The sequence below is a fragment of the Paenibacillus sp. FSL k6-2145 genome, assembly GCF_037976585.1.
Taxonomy (GTDB): domain Bacteria; phylum Bacillota; class Bacilli; order Paenibacillales; family Paenibacillaceae; genus Paenibacillus.
Map to the genome: position 1 here is coordinate 5,383,193 of NZ_CP150267.1, position 18,144 is coordinate 5,401,336.

Below are 18,144 nucleotides of genomic sequence, written 5' to 3' on the forward strand. Positions count from 1 at the left end.
TTCCATAGATTTGAATAACTTCACTTCGAAAGGAAGATTATAATGAATCATTCGAATAACCAGACCTCAGAAAAAGTAGAATTTAATTTATTTAGCGAAGAAAATAGTAAAGATCCATTTGCCATGTTTGCACAGATGCGTGCCAAAGGTTCCGTTGTTCCTATACCTAATCCAATGGGTGGAGCAGGGCGAACCTGGATTGTAACTCGGATGGACGTTGCCATGGAAGTGCTGAAAGATCACTCTCGATTTACGGTAGATATGAACTCTATTGATAGTGGCAATGATATTCGAAAGAATCTCTCAGGCGAGCTTGGTTCGTCGGAACCCCAGACTTTTTTTACCGGAAAGTCGATGCTCTTTGTTGATGAACCGGATCACCGTAGACTGCGTAGCCTGGTTTCCAAAGCGTTCACTCCAAGATATATGGAAAGCCTGCGTCCACGCGTCCAGGAAATTGCCGATGAGTTGATTGACCAATTCGAAGGAAAAGGAGAGATGGATCTTGTAAAAGACTATGCCTATCCATTCCCAATCAACGTTATTTCCGAGATGTTGGGTATACCTCAGGAAGACCGACCTCAGATCCATGTATGGTCTGAAGCCATTGCAAAAGGTCTTGGTTTTGGTAAACAGGACCCTGCAGTAGCGCAGCACTTGCGATCATTTGCAGAGTACACCTCACAGCTTGTGGCGAACAAACGAGTAGAACCTTCAGATGACCTCATCAGTCAATTGATTGCGATTGAGGAGGAGGGTGATCGACTGAATGAAGATGAATTAATATCCATGATCACGTTATTAATATTTGCTGGGCATGAGACAACTTCCAATCTGATTGCAACCGGCTCTTATCTTCTTCTGACACATCCCGAACAACTGAAACAACTGAAACAAGATTTGAATCTGGTTCCTTCTGCGGTGGAGGAGTTGTTACGATATAACGGACCAGCCACTTCTTCAGGTCCTCGTTATGCAACACAGGACACGGAGTTGGATGGACAATCGATTCAAAAGGGAGATGTCGTAATTCCTCTTCTGAAATCAGCGAATCGGGACGAGCAGCAGTTCACTGACCCCGAAGAGTTGGATATCGAACGCAAAATAAAACGGCATTTGGCCTTTGGACACGGCATCCATATGTGTCTCGGTGCTCCACTTGCTCGTGTAGAAGGGGACGTGGCGTTTACTACGCTTTTACGTCGGTTACCGGATATTCAACTCAGTATTCCTCAGGAAGAGATTCATTGGCACTCTGCTTTGTCATCACAGGGATTGGCAGCATTGCCTGTGAAATTTTAATAGATAAACTTAGTACGACCCATTGGAGTATGACGAATTTTCGTCATACTCTTTATTTGTAATGATGATAGAATGGGATGAACAAGAAGCATCTCATGGAGTGAACATGCTTAATGCAAAAGATAAAGTGGAGTACATAATTTTTGTTGTGGAGGTAAACCTTATGAATAAAGATGAACAATTCATGCATAAAGCCATTGAAATTGCTCTGCAAGCTCGCAAAGAAGGAAACGAACCATTCGGCCCATGATCAATTAGCGGAAATTGCTGGTGGCAACATCATGATCGCGTGTGAAGAAGTATTTGACAAAAGTCCTCAAAAGCCTGAAGTAACAGGGGAATTACTTAATACAGAGGGCTTGAAAGTCTTCGAGGGATATCAATTTCATTCCAAGTCGTAATCCGGTCAAAAAAATAATTTTTGATAATTGCTTGATTTTTTTTTCAACGTCTGATAGTGTAAGACCTGTGATTTTGGGAAGTTAATTTATCAATATGAATTAGAGCTTTCCAGCAGATAATTTTGACCACTTCACCAGGAAGTTAAGGCCATACGGACAGCCGGGTCAAACGCCGATTGGCAACTTACGTTGCTTTATTGATTGAGTTCAAAGCTCAAATTTTATAAGTTGGTTACTTTACAACCAGTGCAATTGCACATCAACTTGTGAAACGGTCAATAAGAGTGGTAAAGGCGAATTATTTGCTATATAGACTCTGATCCAATATTGATATACATGAAGGAGCTTTCCGCCAAAGGAGTTCTTGTGAACTTTTTTGGTCATGGAGACTTCACGTCTTTTTTATGATGTATATCGATAAGCAAGTGTGATGATGCGCGATTGCGGGCATTTTTCACCTTGCTTTTTTTGTTGTCTTGTTGTTGTCATCGTATTAAACCAATAAAAAAAAATACATATTGGGATAGGAGAATGTAAAATGGGAAAAGCACTAATCATCGGCGCCGGCGGCGTTGCTTCCGTGGCAGTACACAAATGCGTTCAAAACAGCGAAGTTTTTGAGGAAATCTGCATCGCGAGTCGTACAAAATCCAAATGTGATGAGCTCAAAGCCAAGCTGGACGGCGGAAAAACAAAAATCACGACAGCACAAGTAGATGCTGATAATGTTGACGAACTGATCGCTCTGATCAACGAAGTTAAACCGGATATCGTAATGAACCTTGCTTTGCCGTATCAAGATCTGACAATCATGGATGCTTGCCTTGCAACTAAAACAAATTACATGGACACAGCAAACTATGAGCCACATGATACAGCGAAGTTTGAATACAGCTGGCAATGGGATTACAAAGAGCGTTTTGAACAAGCAGGCATCACTGCATTGCTCGGTAGTGGGTTTGACCCAGGCGTGACAGGCGTATTCTCCGCTTATGCCCTGAAGCACTACTTTGACGAAATTGAGTACATCGACATTTTGGACTGCAATGGCGGCGATCACGGCTATCCGTTCGCAACCAACTTCAACCCTGAGATCAACATTCGCGAAGTATCTGCGAACGGAAGATACTGGGAGAATGGTGAATGGATTGAAACAAAACCGATGGAAATCAAACGTGTCTACGACTTCAAAGAAGTTGGCGAGAAAGACATGTACCTGTTGTACCATGAGGAACTGGAATCTTTGGCAAAAAACATGCCAGGTCTTAAACGTATCCGTTTCTTCATGACATTTGGTCAAAGCTACCTGACTCACTTGAAAGCTCTTGAAAATGTAGGCATGACTTCAATCGAGCCTATTGAATATGAAGGTAAACAAATTATTCCACTGCAATTCCTGAAAGCAGTACTGCCTGATCCAGCATCCCTTGGACCACGTACTGTAGGTAAAACAAACATCGGTTGTATTTTCAAAGGTAAAAAAGATGGTCAAGACAAAACATATTATGTATACAATATCTGTGATCACCAAGAGTGTTACAAAGAAGTGGGTTCCCAAGCGATCTCTTACACAACAGGCGTTCCAGCTATGATCGGTGCAGCAATGGTCATGACAGGCAAATGGAACAAACCAGGCGTATACAATGTAGAAGAGTTCAACCCAGATCCATTCATGGAAGAGTTGAACAAATGGGGCCTCCCATGGGTAGAAGACTTCAACCCGGTACTCGTTGATGAGCTGCCAGAAGAAGTTAAAGAATCGGAGCTTGTTCGTTAAAATGCGGTTCGAGCAATTACCGACCCCATGTTTTGTTGTTGACGAGGCGCTTATCGAGAGAAACCTGAAAATCCTGAACGGTGTTATGCAGCGTACAGGTGCCAAAATCGTGCTCGCTCAAAAAGCATTTTCCATGACTGCGATGTATCCGCTGATTGGAGAATACCTGAGCGGCGCTACGGCGAGTGGTTTGTATGAAGCACGCCTGGGCCACGAGGAAATGGGCAAAGAGAACCATGTCTTTGCTCCGGCATATCGCGCAGAAGAGATCGACGAGATTCTCTCCATCTGCGACCATATTATTTTTAATTCTTTTTCACAGCTTGCCAAATTCAAGGATAAGGCGCTTCAAGCTGGCCGTAAGGTCGGTTTGCGCGTCAATCCTGAATGCTCTACCCAAGAAGGACACGAGATCTACGATCCGTGTTCTCCGGGTTCGCGTTTTGGCGCGAAACAAGAGGATTTTCAAGCAGATCTGTTGGAAGGTGTCTCCGGACTGCACTTCCACACACTGTGTCAGCAAAATTCCGACGATCTGGAGACTACGTTGAACGCAGTAGTTGAGAAGTTCGGACAATGGCTGCCGCAAATGGAATGGATCAACTTCGGTGGTGGACACCATATCACACGTGAAGATTATGATATTCCAAGGTTGGAAGCTTGCATCAAGCGTATGCAGAACGACTATGGCCTAGAAGTATATCTGGAGCCAGGAGAAGCTGTTGCGCTGAACGCGGGTTATCTCGTGACTTCTGTGCTGGACTTCCATAAAAACGGAATGGACATCGCTATTCTGGATACTTCAGCTACATGCCATATGCCGGATGTGCTGGAAATGCCATATCGCCCGCCGCTGATCGGTTCGGGAGAAGTAGGCGAGAAAGCCCATCTGTATCGTCTTGGAGGACAAACATGTCTGTCTGGTGACGTAATTGGGGACTATTCATTCGATCAGCCTTTACAAGAAGGCGACCGTCTGGTATTCGAGGACATGGCGATTTACTCCATGGTGAAAACCAACACGTTCAACGGCATGCCGCTTCCAGCGATTGCAGTCAAAAGAAAAAACGGCGATTGCGAAGTTGTTCGCGAATTCGGATATCAGGATTTCAAAATGAGGCTGGCATAATTACTTCATTATATAGTAAACATTAATATAGAATTGAAAATAAAACAAAGAAGGGAACCTGGAGACAGGTTCCCTTTTTAACGTTAATTGATGTTTAATGATTAGAATTAATGATATTTATCAGTGAGGTTAGATGAATGTTTACCGGTATTGAGCCGACTTAGCTTCGACTTCAGTTTTCGGGTTAATTTTGTGGTTTCGAGGCTGCTCTTGCTGCATATGGAAAGATCGGTTCTCTGAGCTTAAAGTCATACGTCAATCCATCCACAATGCCGACTACGCTCTCACTGTCATACAACTCCAGCAAAAAACCAGCCATTTGTTCCGCCGTATGGAATTTGGGAACTCTGCCCTCATATTCAAACTCCTCTAAATTAAAGGAATGTTTCGCAAATTCCGTCTCGGTTGCAGCCGGAGCGAGCACTTTGGCTTGCATCGCTGCGTTCTTGCCTTCCAACTCTTGCGCCAGCCCTTCCGTAAAGGCACTAACATAGAACTTGGTTGCACAGTAGGTTACTGCATCGGCTACAATCGTATATCCACCACCAGAGGAGATATTAATGATCTGTGTGCCATCAACATTTGCATAATCACGTACATACAGGGAAGAAAGAATCGTAAGAGCTTCTATATTTAGATGAAGCATCTGCTCAATTTTGGGCAGGTGTTGTTCGCCCACGGAAGCAAAATTCCCGAATCCGGCGTTGTTAATCCACGTCTCAATGGAGTAAGCTTGAAGACTCTCATAGAAATCATGCACATTAGTGGCAATGGACAGATCCACTGTACGAATGACAACATCCAGATCAGGATTGATTTCAGCTACTTTTGCTTTTAATTTGTCTAATTCATCGGTTCTGCGTGCTGCCAGGATCATATTTTTGCCACGAGCTGCAAAAGCTAAAGCCGCTTCATATCCAATGCCCGAACTGGCACCGGTAATCACTGTGTATTTCATGGGAATTCCTCCTGGATCTGATTTCATTTTTTATTGTGATGTGACCACGAGTTGATTATACTGATTAGAGCTTACTCTAAGTCAAGCGGAAAAATGGAAGGGAGGCTAACCATGCATACCATTGGGGAAGTGGCAGAATTACTCCATATCAGTGCACATACGTTGCGTTATTATGAGAAGGAACAGATTGTAACTCCTCTCAGAGATGCGAGTGGAGACAGGCGGTACAACGAGTCACACCTGAAATGGCTGCAATTTGTAATTAAATTAAAAGAGACTCAGATGCCCATTGCTACCATTAAGAAGTATGCGTCTTTGTTTCAGGAAGGGGAGCATACGGCGGCGGATCGTTTGAAGTTACTGGAGGAGCATAAAGAGTCGATTCAAAAACAGATGCACATACTTAACACAGCAGATGAGATGCTTGAGCATAAAATTTCGTCGTATCGCACGCTCATCGGACAATGAACTAACACACACAAATGACGATCTATTGCCAAAACAGTGATTTTTATTATAGACTGTTTTTTATCGGTTGTTCATCAAGGGGGAAATGCAATGCATCAAAACAGAAAACAAAAGTCAAACAAGTTAAAGATTCTCTCCAAAGTATTATTGATTATCATTGGGGGATTTATAACGGCATATGGTCTTGAAGCCATATTGATCCCGAATAATGTCTCAGATGGTGGTGTCACAGGTCTGAGTATCGTAGGATCACAGCTGTTCGGATTACCACTGGGGATGCTCATCGGGATTATTAACATTCCATTTGTGTGGCTCGGGTACAAGCAAATCGGAAAAAGCTTTGCGTTATATTCGATCATCGGTATTGCTTCACTCGCAATCAGCACCAGTCTGATGCACCATGTACCAACCATCATTGAAGGTGATACCTTGCTTGTTACGGTTGTCGGCGGGATTATTATCGGTTTTGGTATGGGACTTGCATTACGTAATGGTGGCGCATTAGATGGCATAGATATGCTGGCTGTACTCCTTTCGCGAAAAGTACCTTTTGGAACCAGTGATCTCATTCTGTTCCTTAACATGTTTGTATTTATTGTCGTTTCTACCGTGTTTGGTCTGCAAGGCGCGATCTTGTCAGGACTTGCGTATTTCATTGCTTCTAAAGTGATACATATTGTTGAAGAGGGCTTGAGCGGCTCCAAGACGTTTAAAATTATTACGAATCAACCTGAGATTATGGTTGAAACTATTCGTGACCGTCTAGGTCGTGGTGCAACGTACACTGAGGCGTACGGTGGCTATTCTAATGAACAGTTCAAGGAAATCACTTGTGTCATTAACCGGATGGAAGAGAGTAAAATTAAAGATATCATTCACGAAATTGACCCAACTGCTTTTGTAGTCGTATATGATGTAGCTGAAGTCAGAGGTGGTAATTTCAAAAAGAAAGATATTCACTAACATACAAAAACGCGCTGACAGGAGAAATACTCTTGCTAGCGCGTTTTTGTTTTACCATATGTATATAAAAAAAATCAAGCTTCAGTAAAAACTGTACTGAAGCTACTGTCAACACCTTCAATATACAATGGAACAGCATATACCTTTTCAATTCCAGATAAATCATGGTTTAAATTCATATCCTCTATAAGTAGAATGAACTTGCCATCAACCCGACCTTTCCCGAGCATAATCTGATGAAAAGTGATAGCTTCATCCACATGAATCACAGAGCCAGAAGAGATCATATCCATTCCAACTGCTCTCAATGAATCAAAAACCATCAGGTAACTTGCAGCATCTGCTGCAAACCCTGGGTTATGATTACTGTAACGAACAGGGTCAGATGATCGAAAAGTTCCAAAACCTGTACGTATGAGTAGTAGATCAGAGCCAGCAATCTGGTGTTCATACGGCTCCAGGTCAGCTTTTGTAATAAGTTCATCATCACCTTTGGGGATATCGAGGATTGTTGGATGAGTAAAGATAAAGTAGTCTATTGGAATCTCGCTTATTTTTAGACCTTGCGGATTGAAATGCCAAGGCCCGTCAATATGAGTTCCATTATGGTCGAGAGATGTGATGATAAATTGGTTATACAGATCTCCTTGATCTATGCTGGACTGCTGCTGAATCTCAACAGGAGGGTTATCTTTATAAACGGGAGTATTTACACTAAGAGGATAGGACAAGAGGATCCGCTTCATCTGTTGTTCTCTCCTTTATGTCACACAGTTTCTATATAATGTTTGGTGAATGTATGGACTCATATTATGAAAGGAATCGGTATTTCATGCATAAGTACAGCTCTCTTATGGAAAACTTCTATAGTGCGAATACAATGCATGATTTCATGTATGGGAGGTTAGCATAGTGACAAAACAAGACCCGCAAGAGCTTTTGAAGCAAAAACACGAGCTGGATGAACAAAAAAGACAGTTCACTAATTTTTCGCGGAATATTTCTGGTCATGGTGAGGTTGAAGCTGGTCAAGAGTTCAGTGTTGACCGGGTACCAGATGATCAAAACCGTATGAAATCGGTTGAGAACAGACGCGGCGAAGTCTAAAACGTTACAACATAAGCCGATCCTTTCATGGATCGGTTTATTCGTGTGGAGCAGTGTGATGAACAAAGAATATGTATTGTAATTGCACATAGGAGAGTATATAGGTGGTGGTCAATCGTTGTAAAAGGTCGTATATTATTAATATGTCGATTGTGGGATTGAATATGGACCACATCGCAATATGATAAACGATTTTACATAGAAGGACGGGAAAAAATGGACTTTAAACCGCTTGCTTCATTTATTGACCGCATGACATCCTGGCGCATTCCGTGGGCAGAGGTGCTGGTGATGCATCGAAATGATACCGTTTTCCATTATCGTAATGGTTACGCCAATCTGGAGGAGAAAACGCCCATTGGTGATGGAGCGATCTTCAATCTATACTCCATGACCAAAATCATGACCTGCGTTGCAGGCTTGCAACTGGTAGAGAGAGGTGAAATGCTGTTAAGTGATCCACTGTCCGATTATCTGCCAGAATATGCTGATATGACGGTGAAGAAAACGATGGCGAACGGTGAGATTCGGCTGGAAAAGGCGACAAGAGCCATTACAGTGCGCGATTTGTTCACCATGACTGCCGGTTTCTCCTATGACGTGGGTAATCCAAGCATTCAGGAAGCCGTCAAAAGAACCGACGGAACATTGCCGACACGTGACTTTGCGAGAGCGCTTGCGAAAGAACCACTGCTGTTTGAACCAGGAACACACTGGAATTACAGCATGTGCCATGATGTGCTGGGAGCCTTGATTGAAGTGGTCAGTGGTAAAAGCTTTGCTACGTATCTCCGGGACGAAATCACCGGACCACTGGGTATGAATGATACAGCGTTTAATCTGAACGATGAGCAGCAGAAGCGTCTGATTCCGCAGTATGCTTATAATGATGAGCTTGAAAAGGCTGTACGTATGGATGGTAATGGATTCCGTGTGGGTACCGAGCTGGAGAGCGGCGGTGCTGGGTTATTGTCAACCGTTAGTGATTATGCACGTTTTCTGAACGCACTTACTGGGCTTGGTACAAGTCCTGAAGGTGTACGCATTTTGTCACAAGCTTCAGTGGAACTGATGCGAACGGATCACCTGAACGAGATGACTCGCGGTGATTATTCGTGGGATCATATGTATGGATACGGCTATGGACTAGGTGTTCGTACACATATCTCGAAAGCAGGCAGTGGTTCGCTGAGCCCACTGGGTGAATTTGGATGGAGTGGTGCTGCTGGTTGTATGGCCATTATTGATCCGGATTCAGAGCTTACGGTCATGTATGCCCAGCATCTGCTCAACAGTCAGGAACCATATGTTCAACGACGCTTACGTAATGTGGTGTACTCCTGCCTGTAAATCATATCGTATTTGAAGTTACAGTTACTTGAAGAGCCGCTATATTAGCGGCTTTTTTTATGTTATATAGATCGAAAACTATTGATTTAGATTGTTATATATTTCTTTATTAGAAAGGGTATGTTATCATTCTTAGGAAAATAGTACTAGTAGGAGGATATGCTTATTGAACATATATTAATTACATAGCTTGATCAAGATTAGGACTCTAGCAAGTACCTGTGTGAAAGTTGGAGATTGTATACGATTTAAAATTAGAAAAGAGCTGCTAGATTTTTATTTTTACACTAAAAGGAGAGTCAACGATGATACACCCTAAACACAACGCAAAATGGGCTTCTCTGGCCTTACTTACTTTAATCGGCTATGTTCTGAGCGCATTGCTCCTGCTACCTACTAATGCTGCTGCCAAAGGAGAGCAAATCTCCGCCAAACAGCTCGCAAGTATGAGCCGGCTTTCATTTACGCTTCGTGATGCCAAACAAACGGCTTACACCGTTTATATTTTCGCTTATGATGAACAGAAGAGCACGCTGACCGAAGAAAATGGTTGGACAAACAATAAAAAAGGCGACAAGAGTTATTCAGGAACGTATCGTGCAGCCTTGCTGAAAAAAGGTGCAGCATACGGAACAGTCCAAGCAGCAAAATTGGATCTGAATACGATTATTTTGCCGCAAACCTGGAACTTCGTTGTGAAAAACAAAGAGGCTAGTACACCAGACATGCTGATGATTACCGATTGGGGAACTTCTAATTTTAATGAGGTGAAAACCTATATTGTTCGTTCCGGGGAATTGCGCCGTGTAACATATGTCGATAATAAGGGTAAAAAAATCGACGATTCCTACTCTGCAAGCAGAGATGATGGAATCCGTACTCTTTCAGGTGCCCGAGTACAGTTCAAAAATTACAACAACCTGCAATTCGTCTATGGAGTTAATACGTTTAAGTTGAATGTAAACAAATCGGAGTTGCGGTTGGAAGATACGCGTAACCTCCGTTCAAAAGCTTGGCCGAACTCGGGTGTTGGCGATCGCGCTTACCTGAAAAGCTTGAAGGAAGCTGCTTTAAAGGGTGCATTACCGGGCCGGACGGACATCAAGATTGGCATGACGCTTCAAAATGCGCAAAAAAAGCTGGGGAAACCAACCTCTCGTTCAAATGAGGAATGGGGAGCGTTCTATTATTATTCTAAATTCGGCGTCGGATTTGATTCATACATGCACGAGCTTACCAATAAATCACGTATTGCCGTTTTTGATTTGTACAATGAGAAGCAGAATCTGTCACCATGGAATGTGAAAATATGGATGGGGAAACCTTCCTCAGAGTATTACAATGAAGTCGTTGATGGTTATGAGATGGTATACCAATTGGGTAATCACGCCATTGTATTCAATTATGAGGAAGAAGAGGACTTGATTGACTTTACGAGTATATATTAAGCTATAACATCGTAAGAAACAAAAGTGTATCGTATTCTTATTACAAAAAAAAGCCGCTAAATAGCGGCTTTTTTGATTTCCATGAGATGGACGGTAGTCTATTTTATTGGAGTGTTATTAGAGCTCTGCACAGAACGCACACGATTGACTAAATAAATGCCGACCGACACGAACAGCAATGCAGCCAGATTTTTCAGTTCCAAGATCGTTTCCCCCAGGAATAACGCTGATAACAATGCGCCAAACACAGGGATTAGGAAGTTATAGACTGAAACTCTTCCGACCTTGTTATACTTGAGAAGCAGATTCCATAGACAAAATGCGACGGATGACAGCAAAGCCAGGTAGATTAAGTTACTGGTGGATTCCAAGGTGAAATGGGTGACCCGACCGCCAAGCGATAGACCTAACAGCGTAAGTACCAGTCCCCCGACGAATAAGCTGACACCTGTGATGATCAGAACATCGATCGTAGCGGTGAGACGTTTTGCGTAAAGGGCCGTAACGGAAAAAACAAGAGCAGCTATAATAACAAACCCTTCACCTGTGAATGAAAAGGAAAAAGCAAGCAGATCCGTATGGAAGTTTACGATGATTACACCGACAAATCCGAGCAAGCAGCCAACGATTTTATTTCTGCTTAATTTGTCATTTTTATAGATGAAATGGGCCAGAACAACACTGAAAAAGGTTGTAGTAGCGTTCATAATGGAGCCTTTGACACCCGTCGTATTGGCTACGCCAACGTAGAAAAACATATATTGCAAACCGGTTTGCAATATACCTAACATGATGAGGCCTGTCCACTGAGGTCTGGACAATTGGAGCTTCTCTTTTCTAACGATACGAGACAGGAGCAAGAGCAGCAAGCCCGCCAGTGTAAATCGGTATCCTGCAAATACATACTTGGAAGCAATATCTTCCGGAAGAATGTTAAACGCGATATATCCAAGTTTGATGGATGGGTACGCACTTCCCCATAACAAGCAACACAGGCTTGCCACGAGCATGACAAAAATGGGATCACTAAATTTACTCGGTTTCTCAAGGGTATTTCTCTCTATCACTTTCGATCTTCTCCTCACATTTCATGCACATATGTATGTACGTATCTAATATCCTCACTGACCATATCACATATCGCAACTATTTGTAATGATAATTAATAAACCGCTCTCCAGGACAGGAAGAAACCATGATACAGATGGATTCCAGTGCACATTCATGTATACTTGGAGAAATTTCCAGAATGAAAACGCTTGTCAAATTGAAAATAATATGATAATTTAATGTCTGTAACCGGTTACACATAGAGGAGAGCAACTTATGACAACAATTAAAGACGTAGCTCAACTGGCTGGCGTATCTGTTGCCACCGTATCCAGAGTCATTAATGATAGAGGTTATGTTCATGCCGACACACGCAAGAAAGTGGAAGATGCTGTGAAGGCGCTTAACTTTTCGCCAAATGAAGTGGCCCGCTCATTATATAAGCGCAAGTCCAAACTGATAGGCCTGTTGTTGCCGGATATTGCCAACCCTTACTTCCCGCAGTTGGCCCGCGGGGTAGAGGACCGGATGCAGGAACAGGATTACAGACTGATATTCGGAAATAGTGATGAGGATGAACGGAAGGAGCATGATTACATCCAGACGTTTATCCAGAACAATGTGGTCGGTGTGATCTCTTCAACGAACTACCCTCATTCTTCAATATATGAAAAACTGAAGATTCCCGTCGTGTTTCTGGACAGAACTTCATTGGATCGTCCATCCGTGTATGCGGATGGCAGGGAAGGTGGAAGACTAGCTGCAAGGGAGATTATCAAACGTGGCAGTCGCCGGATCACGGTTATGCAAGGACCGTCACAGATCAGACCGGCTCAGGATCGCTTTGAAGGAGCGATTGAAATCATCCGTGATGCTGGGCTAGACTACCGGGTAATCAAGACAACCTCATTTTCAATTAACGAGGCGGGTGTATGGGCTGAAGAATTATTCAGGAAGTACGCGGACACAGACGGGGTCATTGCCAGCAATGACATCGCAGCCATGGCAGTACTGCATGAGGCATCACGAATCGGAAAAAAAGTTCCTGATGACGTACAAGTGATTGGTTTCGATGATATTCCGATGAGCAGCCTGTTATCGCCGGCATTGTCCACCATCCATCAGCCAGCATACGAGATGGGAAGAGAAGCGGCGGGATTACTTATCCAGCTTGTCGAACAAGCTGCAATAGAGAATAAAAACATACAGTTGCCCGTAAGTTTCATCGAACGGGGCACTACGAGAAAGGTGAAATCAGATGGCTAAAATATGTGTAATAGGAAGCAGTTCAATGGATCTGGTTGTTACTTCGTCAAGACGGCCGGGGGCGGGTGAAACCGTTCTTGGCGACAGCTTCAAAACGGTCCCTGGCGGTAAGGGAGCCAATCAGGCTGTTGCCGCTGCACGACTGGGTGCCGAGGTTGCGATGATCGGCCGGGTAGGCGACGATGCTTTTGGCAAAGATATTTTAGAGAACTTCAGAGCAAATGCTGTAAATACGCAAAATGTGAAACCGGTTACACATTTAGAAAGCGGAACGGCTCATATCATTCTGGCAGAAGGTGATAATAGTATCGTAGTGGTTGAAGCGGCCAATCGAGAAGTCACTCCTGCATATGTCGATGAGGCAGCTGAAGTAATTCGAAACGCAGATATCGTGCTGATTCAGCAGGAAATTCCGGAGGAAACGGTTGTTCATGTAAGTACATTATGTGCAGAATTCGGAACACCGCTGTTGCTTAATCCCGCACCGGCGAGAACATTACCGCAAGAAGTGATCGACAATGCCGCATATATCACGCCGAACGAGCATGAAGCCGAGATTTTGTTTCAGGGTATGAGTCCGGCACAGGCATTACGTCAGTATCCTAACAAGTTGTTCATCACGGAGGGCAGTAAAGGTGTACGTTACTTTGATGGCACTGAGGAAATTCTAGTCCCAACTTATAAAGTTGAGGCTGTCGATACTACTGGGGCAGGAGATACGTTCAACGCCGCATTTGCAGTTGCTTTGGCTGAAGGAAAAGCGTTGCAAGAGAGTATACGCTTCGCCAATCGGGCTGCATCGTTGTCCGTCACCAAGTTCGGAGCGCAGGGCGGTATGCCAACGCGTGATGAAGTAGAGGAGAGCTTGTAATGAAAAGAAATGGCATGTTGAATAGTCACATTTCCAAGATTTTGTCTGATCTGGGCCATACGGACATGATTGCGATTGCGGATGCAGGTCTACCGGTACCTGACGGGGTAATCAAAATCGATCTAGCCCTTAAATTGGGAACACCAAGTTTTCGCGAAGTGGTAGAGGTTATCGCAGAAGATATGGTTATTGAGAAAGTTATTGTGGCAGAAGAAATTCGCGAAGGCAATCCCGCAGCTATGCAATTCATCACGGAGAAATTCGGTGAAGAAGCCATCGATGCTTCCGTCAGCCATGAACAATTCAAAGCATTAACTCGGCAGGTGAAAGCGGTCATCCGCACAGGTGAAGCCACACCCTATGCCAATTGCATTTTACAATCGGGAGTCCATTTCGGTTAAAAGGAGGTTACGTAATGCACATTCAGATGCAAGACATTCATAAAGCGTTTGGAACGAATCAGGTGCTGAGCGGAGTGGATTTTGAACTAAAAGATGGTGAGGTTCATGCCCTGATGGGGGAGAATGGAGCCGGCAAATCCACGCTGATGAACATTCTGATTGGTCTTCATCAGCGTGATCAGGGAATCATCACCATAGACGGAGAAGAAAACTATTTTGCAAGTCCAAAGGAAGCCGAGAAACTGGGTATCACATTCATACATCAGGAGCTGAACGTATGGCCTGAAATGACGGTGCTGGATAATCTCTTTATCGGTAAGGAACTGACATCATCCATCGGGTTGCTTAATACAAGACAAATGAAAGCGCTCGCCAAAGAACAGTTCGCTAAACTTTCTGTAGACATACCACTGGAACGTCCTGCGGGAGAGTGCTCTGTCGGGCAGCAACAGATGATCGAGATTGCCAAAGCACTAATGACTGATGCCAAGGTCATCATTATGGACGAGCCAACAGCAGCACTTACGGAGCGCGAGATCCAGAAGTTGTTTGGTGTAATCAGCTCGCTGAAGAAGGAAGGCGTATCCATCGTGTATATTTCTCACCGAATGGAGGAGATATTCACGATCTGTGACCGGATTACCATCATGCGTGACGGAAGAACGGTAGACACCCAAGCCATTCCACAGACAAGCTTTGATGAAGTCGTTCGGAAAATGGTAGGTCGTGAACTTACCGAGCGTTACCCTGTCCGGAATCCTTCTTATGGTGAAGTTGTCCTGGAAGTAAGGAATGCAAGCAGCAAAGGGTTGTTCGAGAATATTAACTTCACCGTGAGAGCGGGGGAGATCCTCGGTTTCTCAGGACTTATGGGTTCGGGACGAACAGAGATCATGAGAACCATCTTTGGTCTGGATACGTTGGATAGCGGTGAAATCTTCATCCGCGGCAAAAAAGTAAACATTCGTAAACCGGCAGATGCAGTGAAACATGGAATCGGGTTTATTACAGAAGACCGCAAGGATGAGGGGCTGGTGTTAGACTTTTCTATTCGAGAAAATATGGCGTTGACGAATCTGTTCAGTTTCTCAAACAAAGGTTTCATTTCAGCTTCGAAAGAACAAGACTTCGTAGATACATTGATCAAACGTCTACAAATCAAAACACAATCCTCCGAAACGGCAGCAAGGAATCTATCTGGGGGTAACCAGCAAAAGGTGGTTATCGCGAAATGGGTTGGTATCGGTCCAAGCGTACTTTTCCTGGATGAACCCACACGCGGAGTGGATGTCGGAGCGAAGCGCGAAATCTATGAATTGATGAATGAACTGACAGACCGCGGTGTTGCAATCATCATGGTATCGTCGGAGCTACCTGAAGTGCTTGGCATGAGCGACCGAATCGCAGTTGTGCATGAAGGACACATCAGTGGCGAGGTTGCAAGGGAAGTAGCAACACAAGAACACATTATGACATTGGCCACAGGGGGACAGTGATATGACAACAATGCAGGAAAACAAAACGGCTAAAAGCGGCTTCCGTTTCTCAAGTGTGATACAAAAATTAGGACCGCTGCTCGGTTTAATCATTCTTATTCTCATCGTATCGGTGTTGAATCCAAGTTTCTTGGAACCGCTTAATATCTTAAATTTATTGCGTCAAGTCTCGATTAATGCGCTGATTGCTTTCGGTATGACATTTGTTATCCTGACGGGTGGAATCGATCTGTCGGTCGGCTCGATCCTGGCTTTATCCAGTGCTTTTGTAGCAAACATGATGTTGTCCGGACTGGACCCGATCTTGTCCATCATTATCGGTGTAGCGCTCGGTGGTGTCATGGGTATGGTGAACGGACTGATGATTACCAAAGGCAGAATGGCTCCGTTTATCGCTACATTGGCAACGATGACGATATTCAGAGGACTGACGTTGGTGTACACGAACGGTAATCCAATTACAGGACTCGGGGATAACCTGTTATTCCAACTGTTCGGCCGTGGTTACCTGCTTGGCATTCCCGTACCTGCAATTACGATGCTGATTACCTTCATGATTCTATGGATTGTTTTGCATAAAACGGCTTTTGGCCGCAAAACGTACGCTATCGGCGGTAATGAGAAAGCTTCCATTATCTCAGGTATCAAAGTGAATCGCGTGAAAATTATGATCTACTCCCTGACAGGTATGCTCGCTGCTCTTGCAGGTGCAATTCTGACATCACGCTTGAATTCAGCGCAACCAACGGCAGGTACATCCTACGAGCTGGATGCGATCGCAGCGGTTGTATTGGGTGGTACAAGTCTTGCTGGAGGACGAGGACGCATCGTTGGTACACTGATCGGTGTTCTGATTATCGGCGTGTTGAATAATGGATTGAACTTGCTTGAAGTAAACTCATTTTATCAAATGGTTGTAAAAGGTATCGTCATTGCCATTGCTGTCCTGCTGGACCGCAAGAAAACAGCATAAGGAGAGAAGCGAATATGAAAAAGTGGACTGTAACACTCATAAGTATGCTGATGATCATCGTTCTGGCCGGGTGCTCTCTGGAGCCACCGGAATGGGCCAAACCTAACCCAAACAAAAGTAACGGACAGAAGAAAATAGGTTTGTCGATATCTACACTTAACAATCCATTCTTTGTATCACTGAAGGATGGAGTCATGGCTGAAGCCAAAAAACAGGGAGTACAGGTCATCGTGGTGGATGCGCAGAATGATTCGGCCAAACAAACCAATGATGTGGATGATCTCATTCAGCAAGGCGTTAGTGCACTTCTGATTAACCCTGCGGACTCTGCAGCGATCTCCACAGCGGTTCAATCCGCTAATAGTGTGGGCATTCCTGTAATCACGCTGGATCGCTCCGCAGATAAAGGCGAAGTGGCGGCACTAGTGGCATCTGATAACGTTAAAGGCGGACGCATGGCAGCTGAATACTTTGTTGAACAACTGGGTGAGGGAGCAAAAGTCATTGAACTTGAGGGTGTACCTGGCGCTTCCGCAACAAGAGAACGGGGTAAAGGTTTCCATGAAGTGGCTGACAAGCAACTCGATGTGGTTTCCAAACAATCTGCTGATTTCGATCGGTCCAAAGGATTAAATGTCATGGAGAATCTGCTTCAGGGTAATCCTGACGTGCAGGCAGTATTTGCCCATAATGATGAGATGGCGCTTGGTGCGATTGAAGCGATTCAAAGCTCAGGTAAAGACATTCCGGTCATCGGATTCGATGGCAATGATGATGCAATCAAATCCATTCAGGATGGGAAATTGACGGCAACAGTCGCTCAGCAGCCTATACTGATTGGCCAACTGGCGCTGCAAGCTGCTCTGGATGTGCTCAGTGGTAAGCAGGTGGAGTCTTCGATTCCCGCTGAATTGAAGCTGGTAACCAAGGAAAATGCGAACGAGTAAATCCTCATAAAACATGTTTCTCGTTTTGGAAATAAACTTAGAATTAAACCAAGCCGCTAATATAGCGGCTTTTTTTCATTTTCAAAGTGCGTGGGCATCATATCAAACAGATTATTGGCTTTTAATAGCAACAGAAAGGTACCCAATTGAATTGTAGTCCATTTTGTAGTTTTGGATTGCTCCAATATAGAGTCTTTGGATATTTATAACCAATCCATCCGTTGCTATACTAGCATG

At 44.0% G+C, this 18,144-nt stretch carries 18 protein-coding genes; 15 read left to right on the forward strand and 3 right to left on the reverse strand.

What is annotated here, in order from left to right:
* Positions 1-42 precede the first annotated feature (42 nt).
* From NZ043_RS23895 to nspC, 4 genes are all read left to right on the forward strand, one after another.
* Positions 43-1,302 (forward strand): cytochrome P450, encoded by a 1,260-nt coding sequence (locus NZ043_RS23895; RefSeq protein WP_339309401.1) that lies wholly within the window; start codon positions 43-45, stop codon positions 1,300-1,302.
* A 106-nt stretch (positions 1,303-1,408) separates the two neighbouring features.
* Positions 1,409-1,552: a hypothetical protein gene (locus tag NZ043_RS23900; protein WP_339309402.1), complete on the forward strand. Its 144-nt coding sequence runs from the start codon at positions 1,409-1,411 to the stop codon at positions 1,550-1,552.
* 689 nt (positions 1,553-2,241) lie between these two features.
* Positions 2,242-3,480: a saccharopine dehydrogenase family protein gene (locus NZ043_RS23905; protein ID WP_017688530.1), complete on the forward strand. Its 1,239-nt coding sequence runs from the start codon at positions 2,242-2,244 to the stop codon at positions 3,478-3,480.
* Position 3,481: 1 nt separating this feature from the next.
* On the forward strand, positions 3,482-4,609 hold the full coding sequence (gene nspC / locus NZ043_RS23910) for a carboxynorspermidine decarboxylase (RefSeq protein WP_339309403.1): 1,128 nt from the start codon (positions 3,482-3,484) through the stop codon (positions 4,607-4,609).
* Between the two features lie 184 nt (positions 4,610-4,793).
* Here nspC and NZ043_RS23915 read toward each other — a convergent pair whose 3' ends face one another.
* Positions 4,794-5,567 carry an SDR family NAD(P)-dependent oxidoreductase gene (locus NZ043_RS23915; protein WP_133384742.1) on the reverse strand — a complete coding sequence of 258 codons (774 nt, stop codon included), beginning with the start codon at positions 5,565-5,567 and terminating at the stop codon, positions 4,794-4,796.
* A gap of 111 nt (positions 5,568-5,678) precedes the next feature.
* Here NZ043_RS23915 and NZ043_RS23920 point away from each other — a divergent pair, with 111 nt between their 5' ends.
* On the forward strand, positions 5,679-6,035 hold the full coding sequence (locus tag NZ043_RS23920; RefSeq protein WP_091030600.1) for a MerR family transcriptional regulator: 357 nt from the start codon (positions 5,679-5,681) through the stop codon (positions 6,033-6,035).
* A gap of 90 nt (positions 6,036-6,125) precedes the next feature.
* Entirely contained in the window at positions 6,126-6,998 is an 873-nt protein-coding gene (locus NZ043_RS23925) for a YitT family protein (protein ID WP_036670902.1), read from the forward strand.
* A 74-nt stretch (positions 6,999-7,072) separates the two neighbouring features.
* Here NZ043_RS23925 and NZ043_RS23930 read toward each other — a convergent pair whose 3' ends face one another.
* Complete coding sequence (locus NZ043_RS23930; protein ID WP_133384743.1) at positions 7,073-7,744, reverse strand: cyclase family protein; 672 nt, start codon at positions 7,742-7,744, stop codon at positions 7,073-7,075.
* A 166-nt stretch (positions 7,745-7,910) separates the two neighbouring features.
* On the opposite strand from NZ043_RS23930, the gene NZ043_RS23935 reads away from it, so the two are divergent.
* From NZ043_RS23935 to NZ043_RS23945, 3 genes are all read left to right on the forward strand, one after another.
* Complete coding sequence (locus NZ043_RS23935) at positions 7,911-8,105, forward strand: hypothetical protein (RefSeq protein ID WP_017688524.1); 195 nt, start codon at positions 7,911-7,913, stop codon at positions 8,103-8,105.
* A gap of 216 nt (positions 8,106-8,321) precedes the next feature.
* A complete protein-coding gene (locus tag NZ043_RS23940) occupies positions 8,322-9,455 on the forward strand; it encodes a serine hydrolase domain-containing protein (RefSeq protein WP_339309404.1) in 1,134 nt (377 codons plus the stop codon).
* Between the two features lie 305 nt (positions 9,456-9,760).
* Positions 9,761-10,903 (forward strand): DUF4309 domain-containing protein, encoded by a 1,143-nt coding sequence (locus NZ043_RS23945; protein WP_339309405.1) that lies wholly within the window; start codon positions 9,761-9,763, stop codon positions 10,901-10,903.
* A 98-nt stretch (positions 10,904-11,001) separates the two neighbouring features.
* Here the strand turns inward: NZ043_RS23945 and NZ043_RS23950 are convergent, their stop codons facing one another.
* Positions 11,002-11,970 carry a DMT family transporter gene (locus tag NZ043_RS23950; protein ID WP_339309406.1) on the reverse strand — a complete coding sequence of 323 codons (969 nt, stop codon included), beginning with the start codon at positions 11,968-11,970 and terminating at the stop codon, positions 11,002-11,004.
* A gap of 259 nt (positions 11,971-12,229) precedes the next feature.
* Between NZ043_RS23950 and NZ043_RS23955 the strand changes: the two genes are divergently transcribed.
* Genes NZ043_RS23955 through rbsB form a run of 6 tightly spaced genes read left to right on the forward strand, consistent with a single transcriptional unit; the run spans position 12,230 to position 17,907 of the window.
* Positions 12,230-13,219: a LacI family DNA-binding transcriptional regulator gene (locus NZ043_RS23955; protein ID WP_339309407.1), complete on the forward strand. Its 990-nt coding sequence runs from the start codon at positions 12,230-12,232 to the stop codon at positions 13,217-13,219.
* A complete protein-coding gene (rbsK, locus tag NZ043_RS23960; protein ID WP_091030586.1) occupies positions 13,212-14,090 on the forward strand; it encodes a ribokinase in 879 nt (292 codons plus the stop codon). Before NZ043_RS23955 ends, rbsK begins: the two co-directional genes overlap by 8 nt.
* The gene (gene rbsD / locus NZ043_RS23965) at positions 14,090-14,491 is read left to right on the forward strand and encodes a D-ribose pyranase (RefSeq protein ID WP_133384748.1); all 402 of its coding nucleotides are present in this window, start codon (positions 14,090-14,092) and stop codon (positions 14,489-14,491) included. The genes rbsK and rbsD overlap by 1 nt, the downstream gene beginning before the upstream one ends.
* Before the next feature lie 14 nt (positions 14,492-14,505).
* Positions 14,506-15,987 (forward strand): sugar ABC transporter ATP-binding protein, encoded by a 1,482-nt coding sequence (locus tag NZ043_RS23970; protein ID WP_339309408.1) that lies wholly within the window; start codon positions 14,506-14,508, stop codon positions 15,985-15,987.
* A 1-nt stretch (position 15,988) separates the two neighbouring features.
* Entirely contained in the window at positions 15,989-16,960 is a 972-nt protein-coding gene (gene rbsC / locus NZ043_RS23975; protein ID WP_036670913.1) for a ribose ABC transporter permease, read from the forward strand.
* Positions 16,961-16,974: 14 nt separating this feature from the next.
* Entirely contained in the window at positions 16,975-17,907 is a 933-nt protein-coding gene (rbsB, locus tag NZ043_RS23980; RefSeq protein ID WP_249910715.1) for a ribose ABC transporter substrate-binding protein RbsB, read from the forward strand.
* Positions 17,908-18,144: the final 237 nt, after the last annotated feature.

Coding starts and splice junctions, on each gene's coding strand:
- NZ043_RS23905 (WP_017688530.1), top strand. CDS start 2,242: ATGGGAAAAGCACTAATCATCGGCGCCGGCGGCGTTGCTTCCGTGGCA.
- rbsB (WP_249910715.1), top strand. CDS start 16,975: ATGAAAAAGTGGACTGTAACACTCATAAGTATGCTGATGATCATCGTT.
- NZ043_RS23920 (WP_091030600.1), top strand. CDS start 5,679: ATGCATACCATTGGGGAAGTGGCAGAATTACTCCATATCAGTGCACAT.
- NZ043_RS23940 (WP_339309404.1), top strand. CDS start 8,322: ATGGACTTTAAACCGCTTGCTTCATTTATTGACCGCATGACATCCTGG.
- NZ043_RS23970 (WP_339309408.1), top strand. CDS start 14,506: ATGCACATTCAGATGCAAGACATTCATAAAGCGTTTGGAACGAATCAG.
- rbsK (WP_091030586.1), top strand. CDS start 13,212: ATGGCTAAAATATGTGTAATAGGAAGCAGTTCAATGGATCTGGTTGTT.
- NZ043_RS23955 (WP_339309407.1), top strand. CDS start 12,230: ATGACAACAATTAAAGACGTAGCTCAACTGGCTGGCGTATCTGTTGCC.
- NZ043_RS23945 (WP_339309405.1), top strand. CDS start 9,761: ATGATACACCCTAAACACAACGCAAAATGGGCTTCTCTGGCCTTACTT.
- NZ043_RS23925 (WP_036670902.1), top strand. CDS start 6,126: ATGCATCAAAACAGAAAACAAAAGTCAAACAAGTTAAAGATTCTCTCC.
- NZ043_RS23915 (WP_133384742.1), bottom strand. CDS start 5,567: ATGAAATACACAGTGATTACCGGTGCCAGTTCGGGCATTGGATATGAA.
- NZ043_RS23900 (WP_339309402.1), top strand. CDS start 1,409: ATGCTTAATGCAAAAGATAAAGTGGAGTACATAATTTTTGTTGTGGAG.
- rbsC (WP_036670913.1), top strand. CDS start 15,989: ATGACAACAATGCAGGAAAACAAAACGGCTAAAAGCGGCTTCCGTTTC.
- NZ043_RS23895 (WP_339309401.1), top strand. CDS start 43: ATGAATCATTCGAATAACCAGACCTCAGAAAAAGTAGAATTTAATTTA.
- NZ043_RS23930 (WP_133384743.1), bottom strand. CDS start 7,744: ATGAAGCGGATCCTCTTGTCCTATCCTCTTAGTGTAAATACTCCCGTT.
- nspC (WP_339309403.1), top strand. CDS start 3,482: ATGCGGTTCGAGCAATTACCGACCCCATGTTTTGTTGTTGACGAGGCG.
- rbsD (WP_133384748.1), top strand. CDS start 14,090: ATGAAAAGAAATGGCATGTTGAATAGTCACATTTCCAAGATTTTGTCT.